The 25,376-nt window shown below is 30.3% G+C and carries 22 protein-coding genes; 6 read left to right on the top strand and 16 right to left on the bottom strand.

The features are described from left to right. Positions 1-30: 30 nt before the first annotated feature. The 6 genes from BUB33_RS05360 to BUB33_RS05335 all read right to left on the bottom strand — a co-directional run bounded on the left by BUB33_RS05360 (position 31) and on the right by BUB33_RS05335 (position 8,536). Positions 31-2,211, bottom strand: a complete 2,181-nt coding sequence (locus BUB33_RS05360) for an FAD-dependent oxidoreductase (protein ID WP_084725194.1) — start codon at positions 2,209-2,211, stop codon at positions 31-33. Between the two features lie 120 nt (positions 2,212-2,331). Next, on the bottom strand, positions 2,332-3,204 hold the full coding sequence (locus BUB33_RS05355) for a LysR family transcriptional regulator (RefSeq protein ID WP_072974030.1): 873 nt from the start codon (positions 3,202-3,204) through the stop codon (positions 2,332-2,334). Between the two features lie 125 nt (positions 3,205-3,329). Next, positions 3,330-4,325 (bottom strand): nucleoid-associated protein, encoded by a 996-nt coding sequence (locus BUB33_RS05350; protein WP_072974027.1) that lies wholly within the window; start codon positions 4,323-4,325, stop codon positions 3,330-3,332. Positions 4,326-4,487: 162 nt separating this feature from the next. After that, positions 4,488-6,158 (bottom strand): PucR family transcriptional regulator, encoded by a 1,671-nt coding sequence (locus BUB33_RS05345; protein ID WP_072974025.1) that lies wholly within the window; start codon positions 6,156-6,158, stop codon positions 4,488-4,490. A 15-nt stretch (positions 6,159-6,173) separates the two neighbouring features. Next, on the bottom strand, positions 6,174-7,445 hold the full coding sequence (guaD, locus tag BUB33_RS05340; RefSeq protein ID WP_072974023.1) for a guanine deaminase: 1,272 nt from the start codon (positions 7,443-7,445) through the stop codon (positions 6,174-6,176). A 188-nt stretch (positions 7,446-7,633) separates the two neighbouring features. Beyond that, a complete protein-coding gene (locus BUB33_RS05335; RefSeq protein WP_072974021.1) occupies positions 7,634-8,536 on the bottom strand; it encodes a LysR family transcriptional regulator in 903 nt (300 codons plus the stop codon). Between the two features lie 148 nt (positions 8,537-8,684). Between BUB33_RS05335 and BUB33_RS05330 the strand changes: the two genes are divergently transcribed. The 3 genes from BUB33_RS05330 to BUB33_RS05320 all read left to right on the top strand — a co-directional run bounded on the left by BUB33_RS05330 (position 8,685) and on the right by BUB33_RS05320 (position 12,447). Beyond that, positions 8,685-10,304 (top strand): FAD-dependent oxidoreductase, encoded by a 1,620-nt coding sequence (locus BUB33_RS05330; protein ID WP_072974019.1) that lies wholly within the window; start codon positions 8,685-8,687, stop codon positions 10,302-10,304. A gap of 25 nt (positions 10,305-10,329) precedes the next feature. Further along, positions 10,330-11,283 (top strand): 4Fe-4S binding protein, encoded by a 954-nt coding sequence (locus BUB33_RS05325; RefSeq protein WP_072974016.1) that lies wholly within the window; start codon positions 10,330-10,332, stop codon positions 11,281-11,283. A 132-nt stretch (positions 11,284-11,415) separates the two neighbouring features. Next, positions 11,416-12,447, top strand: a complete 1,032-nt coding sequence (locus BUB33_RS05320) for a YeiH family protein (RefSeq protein ID WP_072974014.1) — start codon at positions 11,416-11,418, stop codon at positions 12,445-12,447. A gap of 41 nt (positions 12,448-12,488) precedes the next feature. Here BUB33_RS05320 and hemL read toward each other — a convergent pair whose 3' ends face one another. Genes hemL through hemA form a run of 6 tightly spaced genes read right to left on the bottom strand, consistent with a single transcriptional unit; the run spans position 12,489 to position 19,018 of the window. Then, on the bottom strand, positions 12,489-13,778 hold the full coding sequence (gene hemL / locus BUB33_RS05315) for a glutamate-1-semialdehyde 2,1-aminomutase (RefSeq protein ID WP_115322235.1): 1,290 nt from the start codon (positions 13,776-13,778) through the stop codon (positions 12,489-12,491). Between the two features lie 19 nt (positions 13,779-13,797). Then, positions 13,798-14,757 carry a porphobilinogen synthase gene (gene hemB, locus BUB33_RS05310; protein ID WP_072974010.1) on the bottom strand — a complete coding sequence of 320 codons (960 nt, stop codon included), beginning with the start codon at positions 14,755-14,757 and terminating at the stop codon, positions 13,798-13,800. Next, positions 14,758-16,257 carry a uroporphyrinogen-III C-methyltransferase gene (gene cobA / locus BUB33_RS05305; protein WP_072974008.1) on the bottom strand — a complete coding sequence of 500 codons (1,500 nt, stop codon included), beginning with the start codon at positions 16,255-16,257 and terminating at the stop codon, positions 14,758-14,760. It abuts the gene before it with no gap. Beyond that, entirely contained in the window at positions 16,257-17,156 is a 900-nt protein-coding gene (gene hemC / locus BUB33_RS05300; protein WP_072974005.1) for a hydroxymethylbilane synthase, read from the bottom strand. Before hemC ends, cobA begins: the two co-directional genes overlap by 1 nt. A 23-nt stretch (positions 17,157-17,179) precedes the next feature. After that, on the bottom strand, positions 17,180-17,776 hold the full coding sequence (locus BUB33_RS05295) for a precorrin-2 dehydrogenase/sirohydrochlorin ferrochelatase family protein (protein ID WP_072974002.1): 597 nt from the start codon (positions 17,774-17,776) through the stop codon (positions 17,180-17,182). A gap of 9 nt (positions 17,777-17,785) precedes the next feature. Next, complete coding sequence (hemA, locus tag BUB33_RS05290; RefSeq protein WP_072974000.1) at positions 17,786-19,018, bottom strand: glutamyl-tRNA reductase; 1,233 nt, start codon at positions 19,016-19,018, stop codon at positions 17,786-17,788. Positions 19,019-19,396: 378 nt separating this feature from the next. On the opposite strand from hemA, the gene BUB33_RS05285 reads away from it, so the two are divergent. The 3 genes from BUB33_RS05285 to BUB33_RS05275 all read left to right on the top strand — a co-directional run bounded on the left by BUB33_RS05285 (position 19,397) and on the right by BUB33_RS05275 (position 22,042). After that, complete coding sequence (locus tag BUB33_RS05285) at positions 19,397-19,669, top strand: hypothetical protein (protein WP_072973998.1); 273 nt, start codon at positions 19,397-19,399, stop codon at positions 19,667-19,669. An 87-nt stretch (positions 19,670-19,756) separates the two neighbouring features. After that, on the top strand, positions 19,757-20,563 hold the full coding sequence (locus tag BUB33_RS05280) for a CAP domain-containing protein (protein WP_072973996.1): 807 nt from the start codon (positions 19,757-19,759) through the stop codon (positions 20,561-20,563). 102 nt (positions 20,564-20,665) lie between these two features. After that, on the top strand, positions 20,666-22,042 hold the full coding sequence (locus BUB33_RS05275; protein ID WP_072973994.1) for an MATE family efflux transporter: 1,377 nt from the start codon (positions 20,666-20,668) through the stop codon (positions 22,040-22,042). Positions 22,043-22,045: 3 nt separating this feature from the next. On the opposite strand, the gene BUB33_RS05270 is transcribed toward BUB33_RS05275, so the two are convergent. From BUB33_RS05270 to BUB33_RS05255, 4 genes are all read right to left on the bottom strand, one after another. Next, entirely contained in the window at positions 22,046-22,672 is a 627-nt protein-coding gene (locus BUB33_RS05270; protein WP_072973992.1) for an NUDIX hydrolase, read from the bottom strand. Between the two features lie 101 nt (positions 22,673-22,773). Then, the gene (locus BUB33_RS05265; protein WP_072973990.1) at positions 22,774-23,295 is read right to left on the bottom strand and encodes a peroxiredoxin; all 522 of its coding nucleotides are present in this window, start codon (positions 23,293-23,295) and stop codon (positions 22,774-22,776) included. Positions 23,296-23,583: 288 nt separating this feature from the next. Further along, on the bottom strand, positions 23,584-24,096 hold the full coding sequence (locus BUB33_RS05260; protein ID WP_072973988.1) for a hypothetical protein: 513 nt from the start codon (positions 24,094-24,096) through the stop codon (positions 23,584-23,586). A gap of 65 nt (positions 24,097-24,161) precedes the next feature. Further along, positions 24,162-25,367 (bottom strand): patatin-like phospholipase family protein, encoded by a 1,206-nt coding sequence (locus BUB33_RS05255; protein ID WP_072973986.1) that lies wholly within the window; start codon positions 25,365-25,367, stop codon positions 24,162-24,164. Between the last annotated feature and the right edge of the window lie 9 nt (positions 25,368-25,376).

The raw sequence follows: 25,376 nt of genomic DNA, 5'->3' as shown, positions 1-25,376 counted from the left end.
AAGAATGGGAACTTATTTTATCTTTATTTACTATTTTTTATTTGCTGCATTAATTCCAGCAATTCGTCCAAATACTACTGTGTCAACTACAGCATTTCCACCTACACGGTTTCCTCCATGAATTCCTCCACAAACTTCACCAGCAGCATATAAGCCTTTTACAATATTTCCATTTTCATAATAAACATGGGCATCCCCATCAATTTCAACTCCACCCATTGTATGGTGAGCAGAAGGTACGCGTTTTGCAGCAAAGTAAGGACCTTCATTAATTGTAGCTACTAATAGTTTTCTACCTGTTAGTTCATCTACTCCCTTCTCAACTGCCTCATTGTATTGGTTTACAGATGCAACTAAGTTTTCTTTAGGCACTCCAACCATATCAGCTAATTCTTCTAAAGTTTCTGCACGATATAAGTAATTTCCTTTCATATAATTTTCTGCTATATCACCATATGGTTCTATGTTTTTCGAATCGTGAATCATCCAATAGAATCCCCCGTCTTGTTGTAAAATTGCATTACACATTACATCACGACGACCATCTTCTGCAACAAATCTTTGACCATTAGAGTTAACGAAAATTACTTCGTCTGAATTTCTTCCCTTATATGGAATTACTCCTTTTGTTGAACCTGTAAAACTATTTCCTAAATGCAGTAATTGGATTTGATCCATATCTATTAAGTTTACTCCAATGTCCCTTGCCATTATAATACCATCACCAGTAATTGCTTTTAAATTTGTAGTCAAAACCTTTTCACTTAAATCCTTCCATTTTTCCCCTTCACAGTATTCTTGACGTAATTTTACATTTCCTGCAAATCCACCTGTCGCCAATATAACACCATTATTTGCATTTATCGTATAATTATTTCCATATTTATCTGTTGCTTTAACTCCAACAGCTTTATCTCCATCCATAATTAAGGATTCAACTGGAGTTTCAGTTAATATAATAACTTTATCTCCATATTCTTTCAGTGCATCAACATATCCATCTATAAACCCTGAACCGTTAGGTTTAATAGCACCATGAGTTCTTTGGTATAATGAACCTGCTCCTTGAGTTATCTTTTCGCTAAATTCAACTCCTATATTTTTTAACCATACTACCCCTTCATAAGCATTATTACACATTATATCAACTAAAGACTTCCTTGCAACTTTATCTCCTGAATTCCAAGTTTGTAATGAAAACCATGCTGCAGAGTCAAATAATCCTACTGAGCCATTAGCTTTCCATTTTTCATAATCAGATTTAACAGCCGCAATAGCTGCTGCATGTTCTTCATTAACAGGTTTAGTATTAATTTCTTTTTCTATAGATGCTTTTATCCCATCACTCATTTCCATCTTAGCCTGAGCTTCTTCATCTGGTGTATTATAAATTCCACCAAATACAGTTAGATTTCCACCAAGAAATGGTGCCTTTTCTAAAACAATTACAGTAGCCCCTTCTTCAGCTGCTGCATTTGCTGCTACAAGACCAGCTCCTCCACCTCCTACTACAACTACATCTGCAGTTTTAGTTATTTCTTTAGGTGTTATTGACTCTTTTTCTTTTGGAACATTTAAAAGTCCCATATCCACATCTGATTTTTCTAACGCATTAGCTACAGCAGTCACAATTGCTTTTGAGCTTACTGTTGCACCAGAAACTGTATCAACAGCTAAAGTTTGTTCATCTAATATTTCTGATATAACTGTATCTCTTGCAGCATCAAATAAAATTGGACTTTCTCCATGCTCTACTATTTCAACTTTAGTAATCTCAGTATCAGATACTGTAACATCTACAACTATAGTAGATGTATTTCCATAGGCTTCACCAGTATAAGTCCCTGGTTTAAATGACAAAGCTTCATCTGTTTCTCCCTTGTCCTCTTTTAATGCAGCTTTTACAGCTGTTTTTATTGCATTACTTGTAATTGTAGCTCCAGACATACCGTCTATATCTGCAGAATTTGCTTTTACAATTAATGCTGGTAATTCTTCAATAGCCTTACTACCTATTCCTTCTGTTTCATTTGGTCCTTCTGCTTTTACATCAGTAATTACTCCATCTTTCAATGTAACAGTTACTGTAACATCTCCTCCAAAACCTTTTACAGTCTTAGTATAAGATTTAGCTTCTGCACCTTTACTACATCCTGCCATACTTATTATCATTGCCAATGATAATAATAGGCATAAAATTTTCTTCTTCAATTTATATTCCCCCCTATAATAGTTTGTTATCTTGCTAATATTTTAACACAACAAAACAGCATAGAAAAATGCTTATAATGCATTGTTCTATGCTATCTATAACTAAATCTTATAGGTGAATTATTTTTCAAGCATTGTAATTAATCTTTCAAGAGATGGATTTCTATTTGTTTTTTTCCATATACAGGCAAGTCCAAAAATTTCTTCACTATCTAATATAGGTTTTAATCTAAATTCTTTTTGATCAACAATTGTTGAGTCATAAGCTGCAAAACCTAATGCATTATGTAAAATAGACAATGTCATTACATCTCCCATTTTTTTACCGTAAGCCACAAATTTTGGTTTAAACCCATTTTCCTCACATATCTTAGAATGGGCATCTATTAATAATGGAACCTCTTCGGAATCCCATCCTATAAATTTTTGATTTTTTAAGTGTGAAAATTTTATAAAATCTTTGTTAAATAATTCATGTTTACTTGGTACAACTACATATAGTTTACTTTTGGATAATCTAAAGGAATTAACATTATTATAATTTATACAAACCTCTGGTACTATAGCCATATCTATTTCATCTGATTGCAGATTTTCCCATACATTAAATAAAGTATCATATATAGGCTGTATTTCTATTAATTTTCTATTAGGTATTTGACTTATTTTTTTATTAAACACTGTAATATGACCATAAATAATATATCCAACCTTTACAGGTTCTTTAAATTTATCTATTCCATTAGTAACCTTTTCAATCATTATATCATATTGTCTTAAAACCTTTTCTGCTTCTAAGGCAAAGATTTTTCCTTCTTCTGTTAACTCAACCAATCGACTATTTCTAATTACTAAGCTGCATCCCAGCTTGTTTTCAAGCTCGGATATAGAACGACTTAATGCAGGCTGGGACACAAAACATTCTTCTGCTGCTTTAGTAAAACTTTTAGTTCTAGATAAACTTACAAAATATTTCAATGTTTGTAGGTTCATTTTTATCCCCTTTCCAATTATCCTAATATATTAATTGTATCACAGTCTTATATTTCTTTCTACTTAGGGAATATGTATATAATAATTTCATGCCAGAAAACCTTTTGGTTTATCTGGCAATTTTTTTAACTCCCCTGTTTAATCTTACTAATATTTTTTATTATTATAGATATGGTTCCATCTGGATTATTTACAAACTCAATTATATTTCTATCTCTATAAATATCAACTGGTATATCAAGTTGGATACCGTTATCCATCTTGATTTTGTGTACAGTTAATTTCTTTTCTGGTTTTTTTCCTTCTAAATCTACAACCTTATTGACTCCTGCCTCTTCAACTCTTTCCATATATTCTTTTTTTATATTAGGATTATTTCTAAACATTGCGTTTGCAACATTTTCTACTTCAATACTGCCACTATCAAGATTATCATAAATAGCTTCTTTAATTTCAGATACCTTATTGAAGTCATCATCATAATATCTTTTAGTTATATCCTTAGCCACTTCTCTAATGACTTTAATACTTTCTTTAATAGAAAGATCTGTATCACAACCTAGAAACATTTTAGAAAAATATAATGTCTTTTCTCCCTCAATATCATATTCTCTTTCAAATATCTTTAAGGACAAATCTTCCAAGTTAATTAATGCTGCTTCAATATTTTTCTGTGTTTCTGATGGAAACATTACTTTGTTCACAACTATTTTATTTGATGTGCCAGAATCTCCATAATCTACATAATGAGTATATCCTTCCTTATAATTAAACTTTATAATAATAAGATAGCTATGTGTTTCAATATTTAAAGAAGCCATTAACAAGTCACCACTAGGTATCTCAAGGTATCTTAGCATAAGTTCATATAATTTCTCTGCAATAGATATACTGGTATCAATAAAATCTTCATTTATATTTCTAATCAAATCTTTAATCGCTGAATCTTCAACAAATTTTCCAGACTTAACAGCTTGATCATTAAATATTCTTTCAATATGTTTTCCAATAAATTCCTGTACTTTTTCATCCTCTAAACCTAAGTTTTCCTGAGAATAAACTGGCAATCCCGTAGTGGAATCGAGTATATGAAGTATAGCATCATTTATTTTTATCTCCAATCTTATTCACTCCTTGTAATTATTCAATATCTATCTTACCATTTATTTTTCATAATTAAAATTATAAATTAGTACAGTAGATACACTAATAAATTGGGGACATACTTTGGCGAAATAGGTGTTCTTGCCAAGGTATGTCCCCCATTCATTATTTTTTCATAATTATTTTCCCAATAATTCTTTTATCTTAATAGCTATTTCCAAATTTAACCTATGGTTTGGATCTTCTAAATCCATACCAGTTATTTCAACAATTCGCCCAATTCTATATAAAATCGTATTATAATGAGTAAATAATTGTTCAGATATTCTAGTCAGGTTTCCGTTATTTTTAAAATATACATCCAATGTTTTAACTAACTCTGTGGATTTTTTGTCATCATAATCAACTAAAGGCTTTAATGTTGAATTATAAAAATCCTCTAACTCATCTACTAAGCTATCTTGTGATAAAATTTTAAATATACCAAGTTCTTCAAAGGTAACTATCTCTTTAGCTGTAATAACTTTTCCTATTCTAACAGTTCTAACAGCATCTTGAAAACTCTTATCTACATTATCCAACCCCTTATAAGTTCTCCCTACTCCTATTCTTATATCCAAATCATCACATTTTGTAGATATGCATTTAATAATTTTCTGATTAAAATCTTTAATTCTATCTGAAATCTGTTTTTCTTCTTGAAAACTTAATAAAATTTGGACTCCATTCCCTTTTGTAGATACTATTCCATTTAAATTTAAATACTGCATCAATTCCTCTATCATATTAACAATTGGATTTATAAAGTCTTGTATGTAATCAATTAATGTATCTGTTTCATTTAATTCAGTTTTATGTTTTAAACTCATTACTTCTATAGCATAATAGTTTTCAATATGTAAATTAAAAAACCTTGCCCTATCTAATGCCTTTTTCTTTCTCTTTAAGTCTATGGAGATTAAATCTTCAAAGAATTCTGACCTATATCTAATTTCAACTTCTTTAATAGATAATTCTTGCAATATTGATAAAGCTATAGTAGTTGATGCTGACTCAATTATAGCTAAATCAAACCCTCCTAAGGGCATATCTGTACTCCAAGTAAATAGATGTCCATATACATGATCCCTCAATACTATGGGCATAATCATTCTTTTAATATATTTTCCATTGATAAGAACCTTATCCTCGATTAATTTCTTCAATCTATTCTTTGTATTACTTGGCTCATAAAACTCTTTTACCTCTTTCATCAATTGAAAAGTATAAGATTGATTCATACCATTAATACATTCAATAATTTCATTTGAAAAATTAAGATGAAGGATTACTGGATTTTTAATATTCTCTTGAACTATAGTAGTTAAATCTTTTAATCCATCACCTTCTAGCATTGCTCCCATTAGCCTTTCGTGAACCTTTTCTATTCTTTCCAATAAAGAAGCCTGTTTATTAAATATTTCCTTAAAGGCTGACATCATTATATCAGATAATGGAATAGAGGAATGTATATCTATTATGGGGAAACTTAAATCATTAGCTAAATCTAAAACTTCTGGAGAAAGTGCATCAAGATATGGTGATATCTTGATGCCAATGCCAGCTAATTTTTTTGATGCACATTCTTTTATTAATTCTATCTGCTCATCTATATTATCTTGTTTAAATGAATAGGCAGTAGTTAGCAAAAATTCTCCTTCCGTTGTCCACTCCAATATATCAGGATCTGCCATTATATTTATTCTAGATATGGTATTTCTGGCACCTCTAAATCCTGCTATTAAATTGCAAGATGCCATTGCGTCAAGTTTTAACATATCTTCTATACTAATACCATTTTGCCTAGCCATAGATAACATCTCCTTTTAAGGTTCTTCTATCTTTACCCCTTGCACATATCTCTCCATTATATGCCTATCATCACCTATGTAAATAAATCTTTGGAGTCTTTCTTCTATTGTTAATTCATCAATATCCGATAAAGTACTATCATCTATTATTAGAGCATCAAAATCATACCCTTTTTCAAAGCTTCCCACCTTCCCAAAGAAACTACCTCCACCTTTGGTTCCAAGGAAAAATCCCTCACTAAATGTAAGAGGTGCTAACTCTTCCCCTGTATTTAACCAAGTCATTTTAGAAGCCTGAATAGTTCCAGCTATAATATTGGGTATCCTTAGACTATTTCCACCTGAAATATCAGATGCCAATCCAACGGATACTCCTTTATTTAAAAACTTTCTAACAGGCATTATCCCGCTTGATAAATTATAATTAGAATAAGGGCAATGTGCAGCATAAACCCCATTTTGAGCCATCAACTCAATTTCTTCATCCGTATTATATATACAATGAGCCATTATAGTCTTGGTTTGACCAAATAAATTAAAATAATTATAAACTGAAGCATAGTTTTTAGATTCTGGGAAAAGTTCTTTAACCCAAGTAACTTCTGATCTATTTTCACTTAAATGAGATTGAACAGGAATTTTATAATCTACTGCTAAATTCCCTAAGTTTTCCAACAATTCTTCGGAGCAGGTTGGTGCAAATCTAGGTGTAATAATTGGTTTTACTAAAGATGATTTATTCATATACTCTTTTAATATCTCTTCTGTATCTACAATTGAGGTTCTTGTGTTCTCCATAAGATATTCTGCAGTATTTCTATCCATATTTACTTTTCCTATATATGCTCCTAGTCCAGATTCTATAAACATATCCAATAAAAGCTTTGTACTTTCCTTGTGGATACTTGAAAAAACTACTGCTCTAGTGGTGCCAACTCTCCACAGTTCATTTATAAGTCTAGAATATATTTTCTTAGAATAATCCAAATCATTATATTTTCCCTCTTCAGGGAATGTATAAGTTTCAAGCCATGGAATAAGTTCCTTATCTAACCCTAATCCCCTATTAGGATATTGAGGAGCATGAAGATGTAAATCAACAAATCCAGGTATTATTATCTTATCAGAAAAATCTTTCAATGGATAGTCTTTGTAAGAATTCTCTAAGTCCTTACAGATATCTACTATTTTCCCATTTTCCACTATTATATATGAGTTCTCATGAGTTTCAAATTTTTCTTTAGTAGGAGTAAAAGCCACATTACCCTTTAATACCATTCTTCTCATAATCTATCACCCCTTATATTATTAACTATGACTTTAAATACTTATCAGCATAATTTTTCATATCTATTATATTATTATCTACATAACAATCCTATGTATATATTATACAAATTAATTTTTAAACCATAATCAAAAATCCTTCTTAATAAAAATCTTTTATATTTTTACTAAAAAGGATTAAATATATACTAATATATCTTTTCTAGAAGAGCTATCTCCTTATATTGATAAATTGCTTCCATAACTTCTTCCATTGCCTTATCTATAATTTTATCCTTATGGTATACAATACTAAAATTTCTCTCCCATTTAAATTCTGGATTATTAATTAAATGCATCATACCATTTCTTATTTCCTCTTCTACTAAGCGAATAGAAAGAACTCCCAAACACTGATGTTCCATTATTGCATTTTTCATAGCCCCTGGGCAATTGGTTTCCCAACGAGTTTTTATAGTAATACCATTGTCCATTAAATACTCCTCAAACAATCTCCTTGTTCCGCTTCCTCTTTCCCTCATAACAAAATCCATATCTTGTAAATCCCATGGATTAATCTCTTGTTTTTTGCAAAAAATATGCTCATTGCTACAAACAAGAACTAAATAATCATCTACTGCTGGAATACAAATTAAATTAGGATTAGTAATTTTTCCTTCTACCAAAGCAATGTCCAATTCCGATTTTAATAACCTTTCTTCTATGGTACTTGTATTATTTACATAGGCATAGGGATCAATATTAGGACTATTTTCCTTAATTCTAAGTATTATATCAGAAAGAAGACAGTTTCCTATAGTTATAGTAGCACCAATATATATTTTAGTAATTCCATTTATGGAAAACATCTTTTCTTCCAAATCATCATATTGTTTTACTACTTTTCTGGCATAGGAAAGTAATCTTTCTCCTTCTGGAGTTATATGTAATCTTTTGCATAATCGTTCAAACAGAAGGACACCATAATGCTCCTCAAGCTCTCTAATAGTCTGGCTTACAGTAGGTTGAGAAATAAAAAGTTTTTCTGCTGCAACACTCATCTTTCCGTTATCAGCAACTTCAATAAATATTCTTAAATGTCTTATGGTCATAGCCATTCACCCTTTATTTATTATAAATTTAAAACATCTATAGGTTTTACCTATGATTATGATTAGATAATATCACTTTATTAATAGTTAAACAAGTGATATTATTATACTATAACGATCGTTAAAAATACTACAAAGGAGTGAGGGGATGAAAGTCCTTATTATAGGTGGTGTAGCTGCTGGCACAAAAGTAGCTGCAAAATTAAAACGTGAAAATCGGGACACAGAGGTTACAATATTAACTGAAAGTAAGGATATCTCTTATGCAGGTTGTGGACTGCCTTATTATGTAGGTAATGTAATTCCTGATAGAGATGAACTAATTGTCAATACTCCAGAAAGTTTTATGGCATTGACAGGAGCAAATGTGCTTACAGAAACTAAAGTAACCAAAGTAAATCCTAAGGAAAATACAGTGGAAGCTTTAGACTTAAAAACAAATAGGACTAATACATATGAATATGATAAATTAGTCATTGCTTCTGGTGCTCAACCAATAAAACCTCCTCTAGAAGGTATAGATTTAGATGGTGTGTTCTTTATGAGAACTCCAGATGATGCTATTTCATTAAGAAATGCTATTGAATCAGGGAAAATCAAACGTGCTGTAGTAGTCGGAGGTGGATTTATAGGACTTGAAGTAGCAGAAAATCTAGCACTTCAGGGAATTAATTCTACTGTAATAGATATGGCGGACATGGTACCACCAGGGTTTGAGCCTGAATTTACCGAGTATATTGCAGATCATTTAGCTGAACATGGGATTATGATCTTCACTGGTACAAAATTAGAAGCAATTGTAGGTGAAGATAAGGTTGAAAAAATTAAAACTGATAAACGTACTATGAAGGCAGACGCTGTTATTCTCTCCATAGGTATTCGTGCTAATACAGCATTTTTAGCTGATACTGATATTGAATTAATGCCAAATAGAACTATAAAAGTAAATAGCAATTTCCAAACTAATTATGAAAATATTTATGCAGTTGGGGACTGTGCTACTGTAACCAATAAAATAACTGGTGAGCCTGCTTGGTCTCCAATGGGTTCCACTGCTAATATTGCTGGTCGTATTTTAGCTAAAAATATTAATGGTGAATCCTTTAATTATGGTGGAGTTCTTGGAACAGCAGTTGCTAAATTGCCTAATCTTAATATTGGCAGAACTGGACTTACAGAAAATGCTGCTAAAGATGCTGGTTATAATGTAATTAGTGTTGTAACTGTTGTAGATGATAAGGCTCACTACTATCCAGATTCTTCATTTTTCATAGTTAAAATGTTAGCTGATAGAAATACTAAAAAACTATTAGGTTTACAGGTTTTAGGAAAAGGTGCTGTAGATAAGATGGTAGATATTGCTGTAACTGCAATTACTTTGGGAGCTACTTTAGAGGATATTGAAAATATGGATTTAGCATATGCTCCTCCATTTTCAACTGCAATCCATCCTTTTGCACATACTGTCAATGTCCTATTAAATAAGATAAATGGTAATTTTAATACTATTACTCCTTATGAATTTGCAAATGGTAAGGCAGAAGAATATAAAATAATTGATGCATCTATTGTTCCATCCTTAAAGGGTATTCCTTATATTGATCTTTCAAAAGTAGAAGGAGAATTACCAGAGTATAAAAAAGACGAAAAATTATTGTTAGTTTGTTCCAAGGGAAAAAGAGCCTATATGTTACAAAATCGTTTAAAATATTTTGGCTACACTAATACTTTAGTCCTTGAAGGCGGCACAATATTAAATAAAATATAATATAAATTTTAGGGGGTAAATGAATATGGCGAGTTTAACAATTAGTCCAGAAAATCAAAAAAAAGTAAAAGCATTAGGTTTCCTTGCTAATAAAGGCACAGATAATTTTTCTGGTAGAATAATTACTGTAAATGGAAAAATCACCGCTGCACAAAATAAGTGTATTTCAGAAGCTGCAGAACTTTTTGGAAATGGCACTGTAACTTTTACATCAAGATTAACAGTAGAATGTCCTGGAATTCCTTATGATAAAATTGAAGACTTTAGAGCTTATCTTGCAAAAGAAGGTCTACAAACAGGTGGTACTGGTTCTAAAGTACGTCCAGTAGTTTCTTGTAAAGGTACAACTTGTCAATATGGTTTAATTGATACCTTTGATTTATCTGAAAAAATTCATGAAAAATTCTTCAATGGTTATTCTAATGTAAAGTTACCACATAAATTTAAAATCGGTGTAGGAGGATGTCCAAATAACTGTATGAAGCCTAGCCTAAATGATTTAGGAATCGTAGGACAAAAAATACCTAATTACGATAGTGAATTATGCAACGGTTGTAGAGTATGTGGAGTAGAAAATATTTGTGCAGTTCATGCTGCTAAGGTTACTGACGGAATCTTAACAATTGATGAAGAAATATGTAATAACTGCGGACGTTGTGTTGGTGCCTGTCATTTTGATGCTATCCCAGACGGACAAGTAGGATATAAGGTATATATAGGGGGCAGATGGGGTAAGCTTGTTAACCATGGAATTCCTTTAAATAAAATATTTACTTCTGAAGAAGAAGTTATGGATATAATTGAAAAAACTATACTTTTCTTTAGAGAACAAGGTGAAACTGGAGAACGTTTATCTCAAACCATAGAAAGAATTGGTTTTGAAAATGTTGAATCTCAACTATTATCTAAGGATCTTTTAGAAAGAAAAGAAGAAATAATAAATGCTGATCTTCATTTAGTTGGTGGAGCTACTTGCTAATTAATCACAAAATTATCCAAAGGGTAGATTTTATGTCTATCCTTTGGATAATAATTATTTTTTAATTTTTTTCGTCTTTTTTTTAACATTGTTTGATATTATTTTTTCATTATCTTATAAGGGGGAAGAAATATGAATAGTAAAAAACTCTTTGGTATTGTTCTTTGTATTGGAATTGCTGTTTTAGCCACTTTTATAGGTGGAATGCAAAATATAGTTGGTGCTCCAATGATTGGTTTGTTCATAGGTATGCTTATACTAAATATTATGCCTTCTATAGATAAAGAAATTAAATCTGGGGCATCTTATGCTGGAAAGAAGTTTTTAAAATGGGGTATTATATTAGCTGGTGCAACTCTTAATTTTAAACAAGTCTTAGGCTATGGTGCTAAGGCATTACCATTACTTCTTTTTAATATTTGTTTATCATTTACTGTAGCTTATTTTGTTGGTAAAAAATTAGAATTATCTACAAATACATGTACCTTAGTTGGTGGTGGCAGTTGCATTTGTGGTGGTACTGCAATTGCAACTCTAGCTTCAATTATAAAAGCTAAAGAAACTGAAATTGCATATGCTATGACTGCTATATTTTTATTTGATATCTTAGCTGCTTTACTTTATCCTTATTTAGCTGGATTTATGGGATTGACTCCTAATCAATTTGGATTCTTAGCAGGTGCGGCTATTAACGATACTTCAAGTGTTGCTGCTGCTGAAGCTACTTACAATGTTTTAAATAATCTAGATTCAAGTTTAGCCATTACTATTAAACTTGCAAGAACCAGTTTACTAATTCTCGTTTCTATAGTAGCTACAATTGTAACTGTAAAAAACGAATCCAAACTAAATCAAGGTGGAGAGCAAATGTCTATAGGGCAAACTGTTATGAAGGTTTTTCCTTGGTTTATAGTTATTTTCCTAGGTATGGCTATATTAAATACTTTAGGAGTATTTAGTATTATTCCTGGGGCTTCAAAATTCTTTAAAGCAGGTTATAAGTTCTTAATAACAACAGCCTTAGCTGGTGTTGGATTTAAAATTCATTTCAAAGACCTTTTCACAAAAGGAACAAAGCCTATTATCCTTGGTGGATGTACTTGGGCTGCAGTTGCTATATCATCCTTATTATTTATTACAATCTTTTCTAATTATGTAGGATAATATTAAAGACCTAGGAATATCAATCTCCTAGGTCTTTAATATTATTTAATTGCTTTTAAAGCATCATAATTCGCCTTTATAGTATATTCTAAATCCTCATCTGTATGTGCAGCAGATAAAAACATACATTCAAATTGAGCAGGCGGAAGCATTATTCCTCTATTTAACATTTCTTTAAAATATTTGGCATAAAGACTGGTATCACATCTTTGTACATCATCATAATTATTGAATGATCCCTCTCCAAAGAATAAAGTAAGCATATTTTTAAACCTAACTATAGTGGCGTTTACACCTGTTTTTTTAATATTATCAGCAATACCCTTTTCCAATTTTATAGCCATTTCTTCCATCTTATGATATATGTTTTTATCCCTTTGCAATAGTTTTAAATTCTTATATCCCATATGCATAGCCAATGGATTACCTGAAAGAGTTCCTGCTTGATATACTCCACCAATAGGAGATACCATTTCCATTATCTCTTTTTTACCACCATATGCTCCTACTGGAAATCCACCTCCTATGATTTTCCCAAAACAGGCCATATCTGGCTCTATTTTATATACTTCACTAGCTCCACCATAAGCAATTCTAAAACCAGTAATTACTTCGTCAAATATAAGTACAGAGTCATATTTCGTTGTTATTTCTCTTAATGTTTTTAAAAATTCTGGAGTAGCTGGAACTAAACCCATATTACCAGCTACTGGCTCTACAATTACAGCTGCAATATCTTTTCCATACTTCTCAAATGTTTGCTCTAAATCCTCTATATCATTATATCTACATACTATAGTATTTTTCACAATTTCTTCTGGCACCCCTAAACTTGTAGGAATTCCATAGGTTATGGTTCCAGAACCAGATTTTACAAGAAGTGAATCACTATGTCCATGATAACATCCTTCAAATTTTACTATTTTATTTCTACCAGTATATCCTCTAGCAACTCTTATGGCACTCATAGTAGCCTCAGTACCTGAATTAACCATCCTTACCATATCTATAGCTGGATAGGATTCTACCATTAACTTTGCCATATCTACTTCTATCTTTGTAGGCAGTCCAAAACTTAATCCATCTTTTATTATATCTTCTATTCCTTCCATAAGTTCTTCATTTGAATGACCTAAAATAGCTGGCCCCCATGAACCTATATAATCTATATAGGTATTTCCATCTTCGTCCTCTATTTTACTTTTATAACCTTTCTTAATAAAAACTGGTGCTGTATTTACAGATTTAAAAGCTCTAACAGGACTATTTACTCCTCCTGGAATATATTTTATTCCCTCTTCATATATTTTTCTAGATTTTCCAAAACTCAATTTTTCAACCCCCTTATTTTTATTTAAAAGATTTTGCCACATCCTTAGCAAAATATGAAATAATAATATCTGCTCCTGCTCTTTTTATTGAGGTTAGTACCTCCATTATTATTTCTTCTCCCACTATTCCATTTTCTATTGCATTTTTTATCATGGAATATTCTCCACTTACATTATAGGCTGCAATTGGCATCCTAAAATTATCTTTAACTCTTCTTATGATATCAAGATAGGAAAGAGCCGGTTTTACCATTACAATATCTGCACCTTCTTCTATATCATACATTACCTCTCTTATAGCTTCATTAGAATTAGCAGGATCCATTTGATAAGACCTCCTATCTCCCCATTGAGGTGCAGAAGCTGCCGCTTCTCTAAAAGGGCCATAGAAGGCTGATGCATATTTAGCACTATATGCCATTATTGGAATCATTTCAAATCCATTTTCATCTAATATTTTTCTTATATATCCTACTCTCCCATCCATCATATCTGATGGTGCTACCATATCTGCTCCTGCTTCTGCATGGCTAAGGGCAATTTTACCTAAATATGGTAAAGTTTTATCATTATCTACATCTCCATTATCCAATACAATCCCACAATGTCCATGGGATGTATACTCACACATACATACATCTGTTACTATATAAATTTCAGGAAATTTCTTTTTAATCTCTCCTATTGCTCTTTGAATAATACCTTGACTTGAATAAGCTTCAGAACCTATACTATCTTTATCATTCGGGATGCCGAATAATATTATAGATTTTATACCTAAATCCATGATTTCTTTTATTTCATCTAAAACCTTATCTATGGAAAAATGATAAACTCCCCTCATAGAGGAAATTTCTCTTTTTATATCTTCTCCTTCTACAATAAATAATGGATATATAAAATCATCTAATGATAACTTAGTTTCTCTAACCATATCTCTAATGAAAGGGTTTCTTCTTAATCTTCTAGTTCTATTCATTTATCTTTTCTCCTTCATAAGTAATTCTAGTATTCCATCTACTGTATAGGTTTCAGCTTGTTTATATACAGTAAATCCTCTTTCTTCTATGGTTTTAGTAGTAATTGGTCCTATGGATATTATATGACCTTTATCTAAAACCCACCTATTATCTCCTAGTATTTCAATAAAATTCGTAAAAGTTGATGAAGATGTAAATAGTAAATAATATGAGTCTAAATCCTTTATGGAATTTATTATTTCTTCTTTGCTTTCCTCACTTTTTACAGTATCATAAATTTTTATCTCATGTACTAAGGAAATTTTAGATAATTCCTCTACTAATTCCCTTCTGCCAATTTTAGCTCTGGTAATCAACACCTTATCATCTTTAGTCAATACCTTTTTCAGCTTATCAACTAAACTTTCACCTACAAATTCCTCTGGAATAAAATCCACATTTATACCATATTTTCTAATGGCATTTGCTGTTTTATCTCCTACAGCCCCAATTTTTATTCCAGCCATATTTCTGATATCTTCCCCAATATCAAAAAATCTCTTAAAGAAAATATCAACTCCTCTAACACTGGTAAAGACCAGGTATGAATATCTTTTAATATTTTTAATTGCTTCCTTTAATTCTTCATTAGGTCTTATTTCTTCTATCTTTATAGTAGGGAATGATATAACATTTCCACCTAATTCTTCTATTCTTTTTATTGTATCTATTGCATGAGTCTTTTCCCTAGTAACTACTATATTTTTTCCTAATAATGGCTTTCTTTCATAGAAATTTAATTTCTTTCTTAAATTTACCACATCTCCTATTACTATTAAACTTGGAGGTTTTATATTTTCTTCAATTGCCTTTTCATATATATTAGAAAGATTGCCTTCTACTACCTGCTGCATAGGGGTAGTTCCCCAATTTACAATGGCTACAGGGGTTTGTTTGTCTTTCCCATGTTTTAATAGATTGTCCCTTATTTCCTTTAAATTTGAAACTCCCATTAAAAAAACAAGAGTTCCTTTCAAAGCTCCTATAGATCTCCAGTCCAATTCATCATTTTCATCCTTTAGATGTCCAGTAATTACATGAAAAGATGTAGCTATCCCCCTATGAGTAATGGGAATTCCTGCATAGGCAAGACCAGCAATAGCAGAGGTTACACCTGGCACTACCTCAAAATCTATTCCTCTGTCATAAAGGTACTCTGCCTCTTCTCCTCCCCGCCCAAAGACATAGGGATCTCCGCCTTTAAGTCTTGCAACTATATGCCCTTTATTAGCTTCTTGTAATATTATTTCATTTATTTCATCCTGAGTCTTTGTATGATTACTAGATGCTTTTCCCACATAAATTAATCTACATCCTTCTTTAAGTTCTTCTAATAATTTAGGACTAGCTAATCTATCATATACTACTACATCTGCTTCCTTTAAATACATTGACCCCTTCAACGTTATCAAACCTGCATCTCCTGGACCTGCCCCTATTAAATATACCTTTCCTTTCATTATCTGCTCATCTCCTTAACCATATCTTTGGCTAATCTATATCCTATTTCCTCTAAAGAATCTAAATTTCCCTCTATGGTCTTTCTTATTAAAATCTTCCCGTCTATTGTGCCTAAAAGTCCTTCTAAGTATATTTTATCGCCTATAACATCACAGTATGCTCCTACTGGTATATGACAGCTTCCCCCTACCCCCTTTAAAAATGTTCTTTCAACAATTTTTTGAATCTCTGTCTTCCCATGAGATATACTTTTTAAAATATTATCTATTCTACTATCTTCTTCCCTAATCTCGATGGCTAATATACCTTGTGTAGGTGATGGCAATAATATATCTTTATCTAAATAAACTACCCTTTCTCCTAACTCCAAACCTAGTCTATTGATTCCTGCAGCAGCTAATATCACTCCATCTAAATTTTCTTCTTCTATTTTTCTTATTCTTGTTTCTATATTTCCCCTTATTCCCACTACTTCCAAATCCGGTCTATATTGTAGTATTTGATACTTCCTTCTCTTACTGCCTGTCCCTATTTTCCCCCCAACAGGTATATGCTTTATACTATTTAGCCCTTCCTTTAAAATTAGTACATCCCTATAATCTTCTCTCTCTGGTGAAAAGGATAGCTTTAATCCCTCTGGAAGTTCCCCTGGCATGTCCTTCATACTATGTACAGCAATATCTATAGTCCCATCTAGTAATTCTTTTTCTATTTCCTTAGTAAATATCTCCTTTCCACCTATCTTATCAATAGGAAGATCCTTTACTATATCGCCTTTTGTCTTTATTATCTTTAGCTCACATTCAATTTCTGGATAAGCACTCTTTATACTATCTATAACCATATTTGTTTGTGTTAAGGCTAATTTACTTCCTCTAGTACCTACTATTATTTTCATATCATCAATTCTCCTTATGTAATCTAATCCCTAAGCTTTATTAAAAGTTCTTTTAGCTCATCTATGTTTAAATTTAGAGCATGATCCATTATTTCTTTTTTTTCTTCCCTATAATTATGTAAAATTAAATGTCTTAATTCCTCTAAGATATCTAAATATTCTTTATTGAATTTCTTGTAACTATCTTCCATATCCATTCTTATTTTCTTACTCAAATATGGAAAGCTTCCCATTGTGGAAATGGAAATAGTTAAGGTATCATTATTTATAATAGAAGGAGTTATAAAGTCAGAGTCCTCTCTACTATCAACAATATTTACCAATATATTCAAACTCTTACAATCTTCTGAAATCTGCTTATTTATTTTCTTAGAAGATGTTGCTCCTATTACTAAAAATGCATCTTCAATATATTTTTTATTATATTCATCATATATAAAATCTAAATTTTCTCTATATCTTTCTTTTAATTCCTCAAATTTGGGGATATTACAAGGACTTAAAATCATTACCTTGCCCCCAAATTCCAAAAGCTTTCTTGCTTTTCTATGAGCTACTTCCCCACCACCGACAATTACAATACATTTGTTACTAATATCTATCATTATTGGATAAAACATAGTCCACCTCTATATTTGAAATAATTTTTTCATTATTTCTATATATTCTTCTGAATTTTCCTCATTGACTTCTTTTAAAATCTTAATGGGTTCTCTTAAAAATTTCTTTAATGCAGACATTACCATCTTATCTATTATTTTCTTCTCTCTTTTATCCAATTCTACCTTTCTGTTAATATATTCCATAGTTTCTTCTTTTATTGATACACATTTTTTATTTAAAGACTCTATAACAGGATCAACCTCTAAAGTACTTATCCAATTAATATATTTATTAACATCCTCATCTATTATATTTAAAGCTTCCTGGGAAAGCTCTTTCCTTCTCAATAAGTTCTCTTGTGATAAACGCTGTAAATCATCATTATGATATAAAATTACATTTTTATCCTCACCAACCCTTGTTTCCACATCCCTAGGAAGAGCTAAATCTAATATATATAATTTATCTGATAATTTCTTCATATCTTTATAAGTAATAATTGTATGAGGTGCTGCCGTTGCAGTAATCAAGATATCAATATTCTCTAATATACTATATCTATTCTCATACTCTATTGGAATTAATTTATTAAAATCCTTACATATGCCTTTAATCTTTTCATATGTTCTATTAGTTACATATATTCTATCTAATTCTTCTTCATAAAGATACTTAATTGCCAACATACCAATTTCTCCTGCACCAATTATTAGTGCACTCTTACCTTTTAAATTTCCCATTTCTCTTTTTAAAAGACTTATTCCAATATAGCTGGTAGATAGTGGTATTTCAGATATCTTTAATTTATTCCTTATTTTTTTTCCTTCAGCTATAGCATCCATAAATAATCTATTTAAAACTTTTTTACTAAATCCCAAACCCATTGAGAACATCATTGCTTCCTTTATCTGTCCCAATATTTGATCTTCTCCTAATACCATTGAATCAAGACCTGAAGCCACCATATATAGATGAGTTATAGCATCCCTTCCTATCTTAACAAAGATATAATCCTCAGCTTGATAAAAATTAAAAAACTCTTTATAGAATTCTTTAACTTCCTTTATTGATAAATCAATATTATCACTTGCTATATATATTTCACTTCTATTGCAAGTAGAAACAATAGTTACTTCTTTTGCAGACTTATCCAATATTTGATCTGATGCTTCAATCTTCATGGATTCAGAAAAAGAAAACTTTTCTCGTATTTCAATTGGTGAGTTATTATGATTTATTCCAACGACAACTACCTCCATCTGTTACCTCCTATATAAAAACTCTCTTTATCATTTGCTCTATATACCCTAATCATATTTCATTATCAAAACTTTGACAAGCTTTTATACAGCTATCATAGTTTAATAATTTCAATATTAAATATAGAAATTATTAATGAATATTAAATACATTCAAATTTATATTTAATATATTATATCATTATCCCATTAATTATCTCAATAGTTGACCATAAATGGCAATATTATGTAAACCTACCATGTATTGAGGGTTTATTTATTCTTTAAACTAATGATATACTTTTAAAAAATTCAATTTATTACAAATTGATTACAATTTATGAAAGGAGGCAAGTTAAGAAAGTTAAATTTACTCAAATTTTCAAGGAGGACAAAATTATGTTTACAAAGAAAAGAAAAGTAATTTATTCATTAATAGCTGCTACAATGCTTAGTTCATCTGCAGCTAGTGCTGCAAGTTTCGATCTTACAAATTTTGATTGTAATTCAATATTAAACAATTACATCAAAGAATGTACAACAAATTATAACTATAACTGTAATAAAAATTTAAATATACAGCAAAATGTAACAGATAACAATTGCCCTAAATTTGATTGGACAATAATTTCTAATAAGTTAGGGAATCTTATAAAACTTCCTATTAACTAAAGATATCCTTTAAGGGTTTATCTATGAGAGGAGATAAGATAATTTAGGATAAGTTAAATCTATTTAAAATTTCAAGGAGGACAATATATGTTTACAAAAAAAAGAAAGATAATCTACTCATTAATAGCCACTACAATGCTTAGCTCATCTGTAGCTAATGCTGGAGGTTTCAACTTTACAAATTTTAACTACAACAGGATATACAGCAATTACAATAAAGGTTATTCTATAAACTATAACTATAACTACAATACTAACTCTAATTACGACTACAATACTAATTATAATTATAATAACAATTCAAATATAGAAAAAAATACAACTACAGATAAATATCCAGTATGGAATTGGACAATAGTTAATACTAAACCAACAACTAGACCGGGTACTGTAATTACTAACCCAAATAATCCTGATACTACAACAACTCCAGTACCAGTTGAGCCAACTACACCAAGTAACCCTAAACCAACTACACCACCTGTAACTGAAGTACCATCTGTATCAGGACTATCATCAATAGAAGCAGAAGTAGTTAGATTGGTAAATATAGAAAGGCAAAAAGAAGGTTTACAGCCTTTAGTAGCTAGTAGTGAGCTATCAAGTGTAGCTAGGAAAAAATCTGAGGATATGGCAAAAAATAATTATTTCAGTCATACTTCTCCTACTTATGGTTCACCTTTTGATATGATGAAATCCTTTGGTATCAGTTATAGAACTGCAGGAGAAAACATTGCAAGAGGACAGGTATCTGCCCAATCTGTAGTTAGAGGATGGATGAATTCATCTGGGCATAGAGCTAACATAATGAATCCTAGCTTCAATAAAATAGGTGTAGGTCATTATCAATCAAGTAATGGGACAAACTATTGGACTCAAATGTTTACAAATTAGTTAGAGAATCAAAATATTATTTTAATATATAATATTTTGTGGTATAATAATAATTAGCCTTCTCAAAAGAGAAGGCTAATTATTTTTTATGTAGGTGAGAAAATGGATAAAGAAAACGAAAGAAAAAAACTATTGGGAGAAGAACCTATTGGAAAACTATTGATTAAATTCTCTATACCTGCAATCACTGGAATGATTGTAAATGCGTTATACAATGTTGTAGATAGAATTTTTATAGGTAAAGGTGTAGGTGAACTTGCCATTGGCGGCATATTTATTAGTTTACCAATTTCCTTAATCATTATGGCATTTTCTATGTTAATTGGTATAGGTGGCAATACATTAGTATCTATTAAATTAGGACAAAACCGTAAGGAAGAAGCTGAAAAAGTTGCTGGTAATTCCTTTGTCCTTCTAATATTAATATCATCATTTATTTCCATATTTGGTCTTATGTTTTTAAAACCTTTATTAAATATCTTTGGTGCTTCTCCTTCAAACTTTGGATATGCCTATGATTATATGAAAATAATATTAATCGGTGCACCCTTACAAGCTATTGGCTTTGGTATGAATAATTTTATTCGAGGTGAAGGCAATCCAACTATTGCCATGAAAACCATGCTAATAGGTGCAATTTCAAATACTATACTTGACCCTATATTTATATTTTTATTTGATATGGGAGTAGAAGGTGCTGCCCTTGCAACTATTATCTCTCAAGGATTATCTTCTATATGGGTTATGAGATATTTCTTTAGTGGAAAGAGTATGCTGAATGTTAAAAAAGAATATTTAAGATTAAAACCAGATATCATAAAAAACATAGTTTTAATTGGATTAGGACCTTTTAGTATGCAATTGGCTGGTAGTATTGTAACAGTACTATTAAATAATAGCTTAAAAACCTATGGCGGTGATTTGGCTAATTCAAGTATGGCCGTTATAAATAGTGTTGCTATGATGGTGATGATGCCTATATTTGGAATCAATCAAGGAGCACAACCCATTATTGGATTTAATTATGGTGCAAAGAAATACAGTAGAGTTAAAACTACCTTGAAATATGCCATTATAGGGGCAACTGCAATAACCATATTTGGATTTATATTTACTCAATTATTTCCAGTTAAATTATATGAAATATTTATACCAAAAGGTGGACAAATTGCAGAAATTTCTAGGATTGGTGTTCCAGGTATGAGAATATATTTATCTATGTTTCCTATTATAGGATTTCAGGTTGTAAGCTCAAATTATTTCCAAGCAACTGGAAAACCTAAACAGGCAATGTTACTTAGTCTATCAAGACAAGTATTAGTTCTTATTCCTGCATTAATAATATTGCCAAAGATTTTTGGATTAACTGGAGTTTGGTTAGCAGGACCTATTTCGGACTTAATAGCTTCTGTAATTACTGCGTATTTTATAATTAATAGTGTAAAAAATCTTGGTGATGATATAATAGAAGAAAATTAGGATCTAAGTTATCTTAGGTCCTTTAATTATATCAATAAAATTCTTTGTCATTCTTGCAGTAAATCCCCAAATAATATAATCCTTATAATAATAAAACATTACAGAATGTTTGCCTCGTCTCCAATTATATTTTTTTCCATTAGGTATTAAATTATAAGGAAATTCGTCATTTAATACAGTCTGTAAATCCAAATAATAAATATCAGGTTCATTTTCCATAAAAAAATCCAAAGGCACTGTGAATATATGGTCTACTTCATCATGGTTAGGGATTATATTATCCACATTTAGTCCAGATATTGTGCCTAAGAAGCAATGAATAGTAATATTTGCATAAGAAACTAAATAATCTAGTTCTCCAATTATATTTATATTTTCTTCCTTAATATTTAACTCTTCAGCAGTTTCCCTTATGGCTGCCTCCTTAAAACTCTCATTATCTTCTACTTCTCCACCAGGAAAAGATATTTCTCCAGGCTGATTATTTAAATTTTTAGACCTAAGTTCATATATTATTTCCAATCTATTATTATTCTCAATAATTGGTATAAGTACAGAGTAATTCTTCTTTATATCTATAGGCTTAGGAGCTCTATTTTTAATTATATCTTTTATTTTCTCTATATCCATTTTATAGCACCTCTCATAGCTAATAAATAAGTTCACTTTTTGGTGCCTGGCACCAAAAAGTGAACTTATTTAAAAAAGGAGTCATATCAGACTCCTTTTATTTAAAGTAATTCTTCTCCTTCTTCCCAACCTACTGGGCAAAGACCTCCAGTCTTTAAAGCCTTTAGAACTCTTAGTGTTTCGTCAACTGATCTTCCTACGTTTAAATCATGTACTACTGAATATCTAACTATTCCTTCGGGATCTATAATAAATAGTCCTCTTAATGCAACTCCCTCATCTTCTAATAATACACCATAATCACTTGACACTTTCTTTGTCATGTCAGAAGCCATTGGGAAATTTATTTTTCCTAAGTCTGAATTAATCCATGCTTTATGTGAATGTTCGCTATCTACTGATACAGATAATAGTTCTGCTCCTTCTTTTTTGAAGTCATCGATTCTCTTACTATATCCTGTAATCTCTGTTGGGCATACAAAAGTAAAATCTAATGGGTAAAAGAACATAACAAGCCATTTACCTTTGTAATCTGATAAGCTTACACTACCAAAATCTGAGCCATCTCCTAAACAAGTTTTCATTTTAAAATCCGGTGCTTTTTTTCCTACTATTCTATCCATTTTCTACCTCCATATTTTTATCTTTAATTTATTATTTATTTACTAACCAACTATTCTATTTATATCCAAATTAATATGAAATAAACATCAAATTGATAATTATTATCATTTAATTTTTTATTCTCTCCTACTAAATATCAATAGGACTTTAATTCTTTAACCATTGATATTTAAATTATTCTAAATATGTTATATATCTATATTCTTATTATTAATACAAAAAATATATAAGAGTATATATGTAACTATCTTTGTTAAATTAATCAATGTATTATTTAGAAGATAAAATTAGTTATTTAAACTCTTTTTACTATTTTCAATATATTCAACAACTTTTTCTATTTTTGTATTTAAATTTGCATTTTCCAAGGAAGATTCACTAGGATAATAAATAATTAATATATCATCTTTTATTGTATACTTATAATAGTCGTTCTCAAACACTTCTCGAATTTTTTCTAATCCTTTATTTAAACCTTCTCCATCTTTAAAACAATATATAAGTAAAGTATCATCTAACAACTCATATACATCAGGTTTTAATTCATTTAGATTAAAAGAATCATCAACTAATTTGGACGATTGTGGTTTTAGAAATAATTCAAATTCATCAAAAGCATAAGTGATACTTTTTAATTTATCTGTTTTTTCATAGTCTATGTTTTTTTCAATATCTTTAGTAACACGTTGTTTTGAGTTACCAAAAGAATTAACGGAGTCTTCAAGATTTAAACGACTTGTTAGTTTCAAGCCTAATAATATTAAAACAATTAATGACACAATTATAAACCTTTTTTTCATCCTATTTAACACCTCCTATCTTCTAAGAAAAATATTACTTATATCTTTTTTATTTGGAGAGAGATTTATTCTCTCCTGCTAAATATTATATCTGCTATATCAAGTAATGCTTCATCTTTATTGATAATAGGTAATATGTCTACCTTCTCTATTAATTTATCTAATTTACTATTTTCTTCCTTTTCCTTTATTACCTTCTTGTCTTCTACTTTAGATAATAGCTCTTCAAATGTATAAATTTTAAATCTTTCTATATTAAGATTTTCTGCCTTTTTTTCTAATAAATATATCATTATCTCCCCATAGCTACAATTCTTATCAAGGGAAATCATAGAACATATCTTAGGTATTATATGCTCTAATAAAGATCTTCTATATGGACATTCTGGAAGTTTTAATATTTCTTCTATTTTTCTTACATCTTCTTCAGGTATATTAAGTATAAGATTAAAATAATAATCATCATCATTTTTAGGCATTAAATAATATTTATTTCCTTTCAACCCTTTCAATGCCTTGAGTCCATCATAATATCCAAGCTCAATATTTGACTTAGCCCTTGCTGAATCATATTCAAAAGATTTCCCTATATCATCTGATGGAGATATTACAATAGAATTTGTTTCTTTTAAATCAATTTTTCTAGTAATACCCATTGCATTAGTTCTTACTAAAATCAAATCCTTATATCCTTTATCTACAAGCATTTTAAATGGAAGATTATCATAAAATCCACCATCCAAATATAATTTTCCTCCAAGTCTTTCCGTTTTAAAAACTGGCAAATATGCTGATGCCATCAAATAGTCTTTCAGTTCTCCTCCTGGAATATCCTCTTTAAATACGTATAACGGCTTAAAAGGACTTAAGTTTATGGCAACCATTCCAAAATCCATATTAGACTTCCTAATTTTTTCTTCATCTATATATTCATCTAATAAATTCTTTAAAGGGGTTATGTCAAACCCCTTAGTGCTTATTAGTTTTTTTATTTTATCTCGTAAAAAAGATAAGTCTTCCTTTGCCAATTTTAATTGCACAATTTTATCTATCTCTTCATCGTCTACATCAACAACCATAGAGTAAGTGATTTCATTCCACAAATTATAGCATTTATCATAGTCATTTTGTACAATCATTGCTCCATTTAAAGCTCCAATAGATGTCCCTACAACACCTTTTATCTCAACCCCAGATTCCCTTAGTGCTTTATAAGCCCCTACATGATATGAACCCTTAGCTCCTCCACCTTCTAAAACTAGTCCATACATTTACACACA

Origin of the sequence: Tissierella praeacuta DSM 18095, from assembly GCF_900128955.1 — a bacterium.
GTDB lineage: Bacteria > Bacillota > Clostridia > Tissierellales > Tissierellaceae > Tissierella > Tissierella praeacuta.
Note: the sequence above shows the minus strand (reverse complement) of the source record. Positions and strands in the feature narration are given on the sequence as shown.

Excerpts from the sequence above, each read along its gene's own strand:
- BUB33_RS05355 (WP_072974030.1), bottom strand. The coding sequence starts at position 3,204 with ATGAACCTACAAACATTGAAATATTTTGTAAGTTTATCTAGAACTAAA.
- BUB33_RS05345 (WP_072974025.1), bottom strand. The coding sequence starts at position 6,158 with ATGGCTAGGCAAAATGGTATTAGTATAGAAGATATGTTAAAACTTGAC.
- guaD (WP_072974023.1), bottom strand. The coding sequence starts at position 7,445 with ATGAGAAGAATGGTATTAAAGGGTAATGTGGCTTTTACTCCTACTAAA.
- BUB33_RS05335 (WP_072974021.1), bottom strand. The coding sequence starts at position 8,536 with ATGACCATAAGACATTTAAGAATATTTATTGAAGTTGCTGATAACGGA.
- BUB33_RS05330 (WP_072974019.1), top strand. The coding sequence starts at position 8,685 with ATGAAAGTCCTTATTATAGGTGGTGTAGCTGCTGGCACAAAAGTAGCT.
- BUB33_RS05325 (WP_072974016.1), top strand. The coding sequence starts at position 10,330 with ATGGCGAGTTTAACAATTAGTCCAGAAAATCAAAAAAAAGTAAAAGCA.
- BUB33_RS05320 (WP_072974014.1), top strand. The coding sequence starts at position 11,416 with ATGAATAGTAAAAAACTCTTTGGTATTGTTCTTTGTATTGGAATTGCT.
- hemB (WP_072974010.1), bottom strand. The coding sequence starts at position 14,757 with ATGAATAGAACTAGAAGATTAAGAAGAAACCCTTTCATTAGAGATATG.
- cobA (WP_072974008.1), bottom strand. The coding sequence starts at position 16,257 with ATGAAAGGAAAGGTATATTTAATAGGGGCAGGTCCAGGAGATGCAGGT.
- hemC (WP_072974005.1), bottom strand. The coding sequence starts at position 17,156 with ATGAAAATAATAGTAGGTACTAGAGGAAGTAAATTAGCCTTAACACAA.
- BUB33_RS05295 (WP_072974002.1), bottom strand. The coding sequence starts at position 17,776 with ATGTTTTATCCAATAATGATAGATATTAGTAACAAATGTATTGTAATT.
- hemA (WP_072974000.1), bottom strand. The coding sequence starts at position 19,018 with ATGGAGGTAGTTGTCGTTGGAATAAATCATAATAACTCACCAATTGAA.
- BUB33_RS05285 (WP_072973998.1), top strand. The coding sequence starts at position 19,397 with ATGTTTACAAAGAAAAGAAAAGTAATTTATTCATTAATAGCTGCTACA.
- BUB33_RS05280 (WP_072973996.1), top strand. The coding sequence starts at position 19,757 with ATGTTTACAAAAAAAAGAAAGATAATCTACTCATTAATAGCCACTACA.
- BUB33_RS05275 (WP_072973994.1), top strand. The coding sequence starts at position 20,666 with ATGGATAAAGAAAACGAAAGAAAAAAACTATTGGGAGAAGAACCTATT.
- BUB33_RS05270 (WP_072973992.1), bottom strand. The coding sequence starts at position 22,672 with ATGGATATAGAGAAAATAAAAGATATAATTAAAAATAGAGCTCCTAAG.
- BUB33_RS05265 (WP_072973990.1), bottom strand. The coding sequence starts at position 23,295 with ATGGATAGAATAGTAGGAAAAAAAGCACCGGATTTTAAAATGAAAACT.
- BUB33_RS05260 (WP_072973988.1), bottom strand. The coding sequence starts at position 24,096 with ATGAAAAAAAGGTTTATAATTGTGTCATTAATTGTTTTAATATTATTA.
- BUB33_RS05255 (WP_072973986.1), bottom strand. The coding sequence starts at position 25,367 with ATGTATGGACTAGTTTTAGAAGGTGGAGGAGCTAAGGGTTCATATCAT.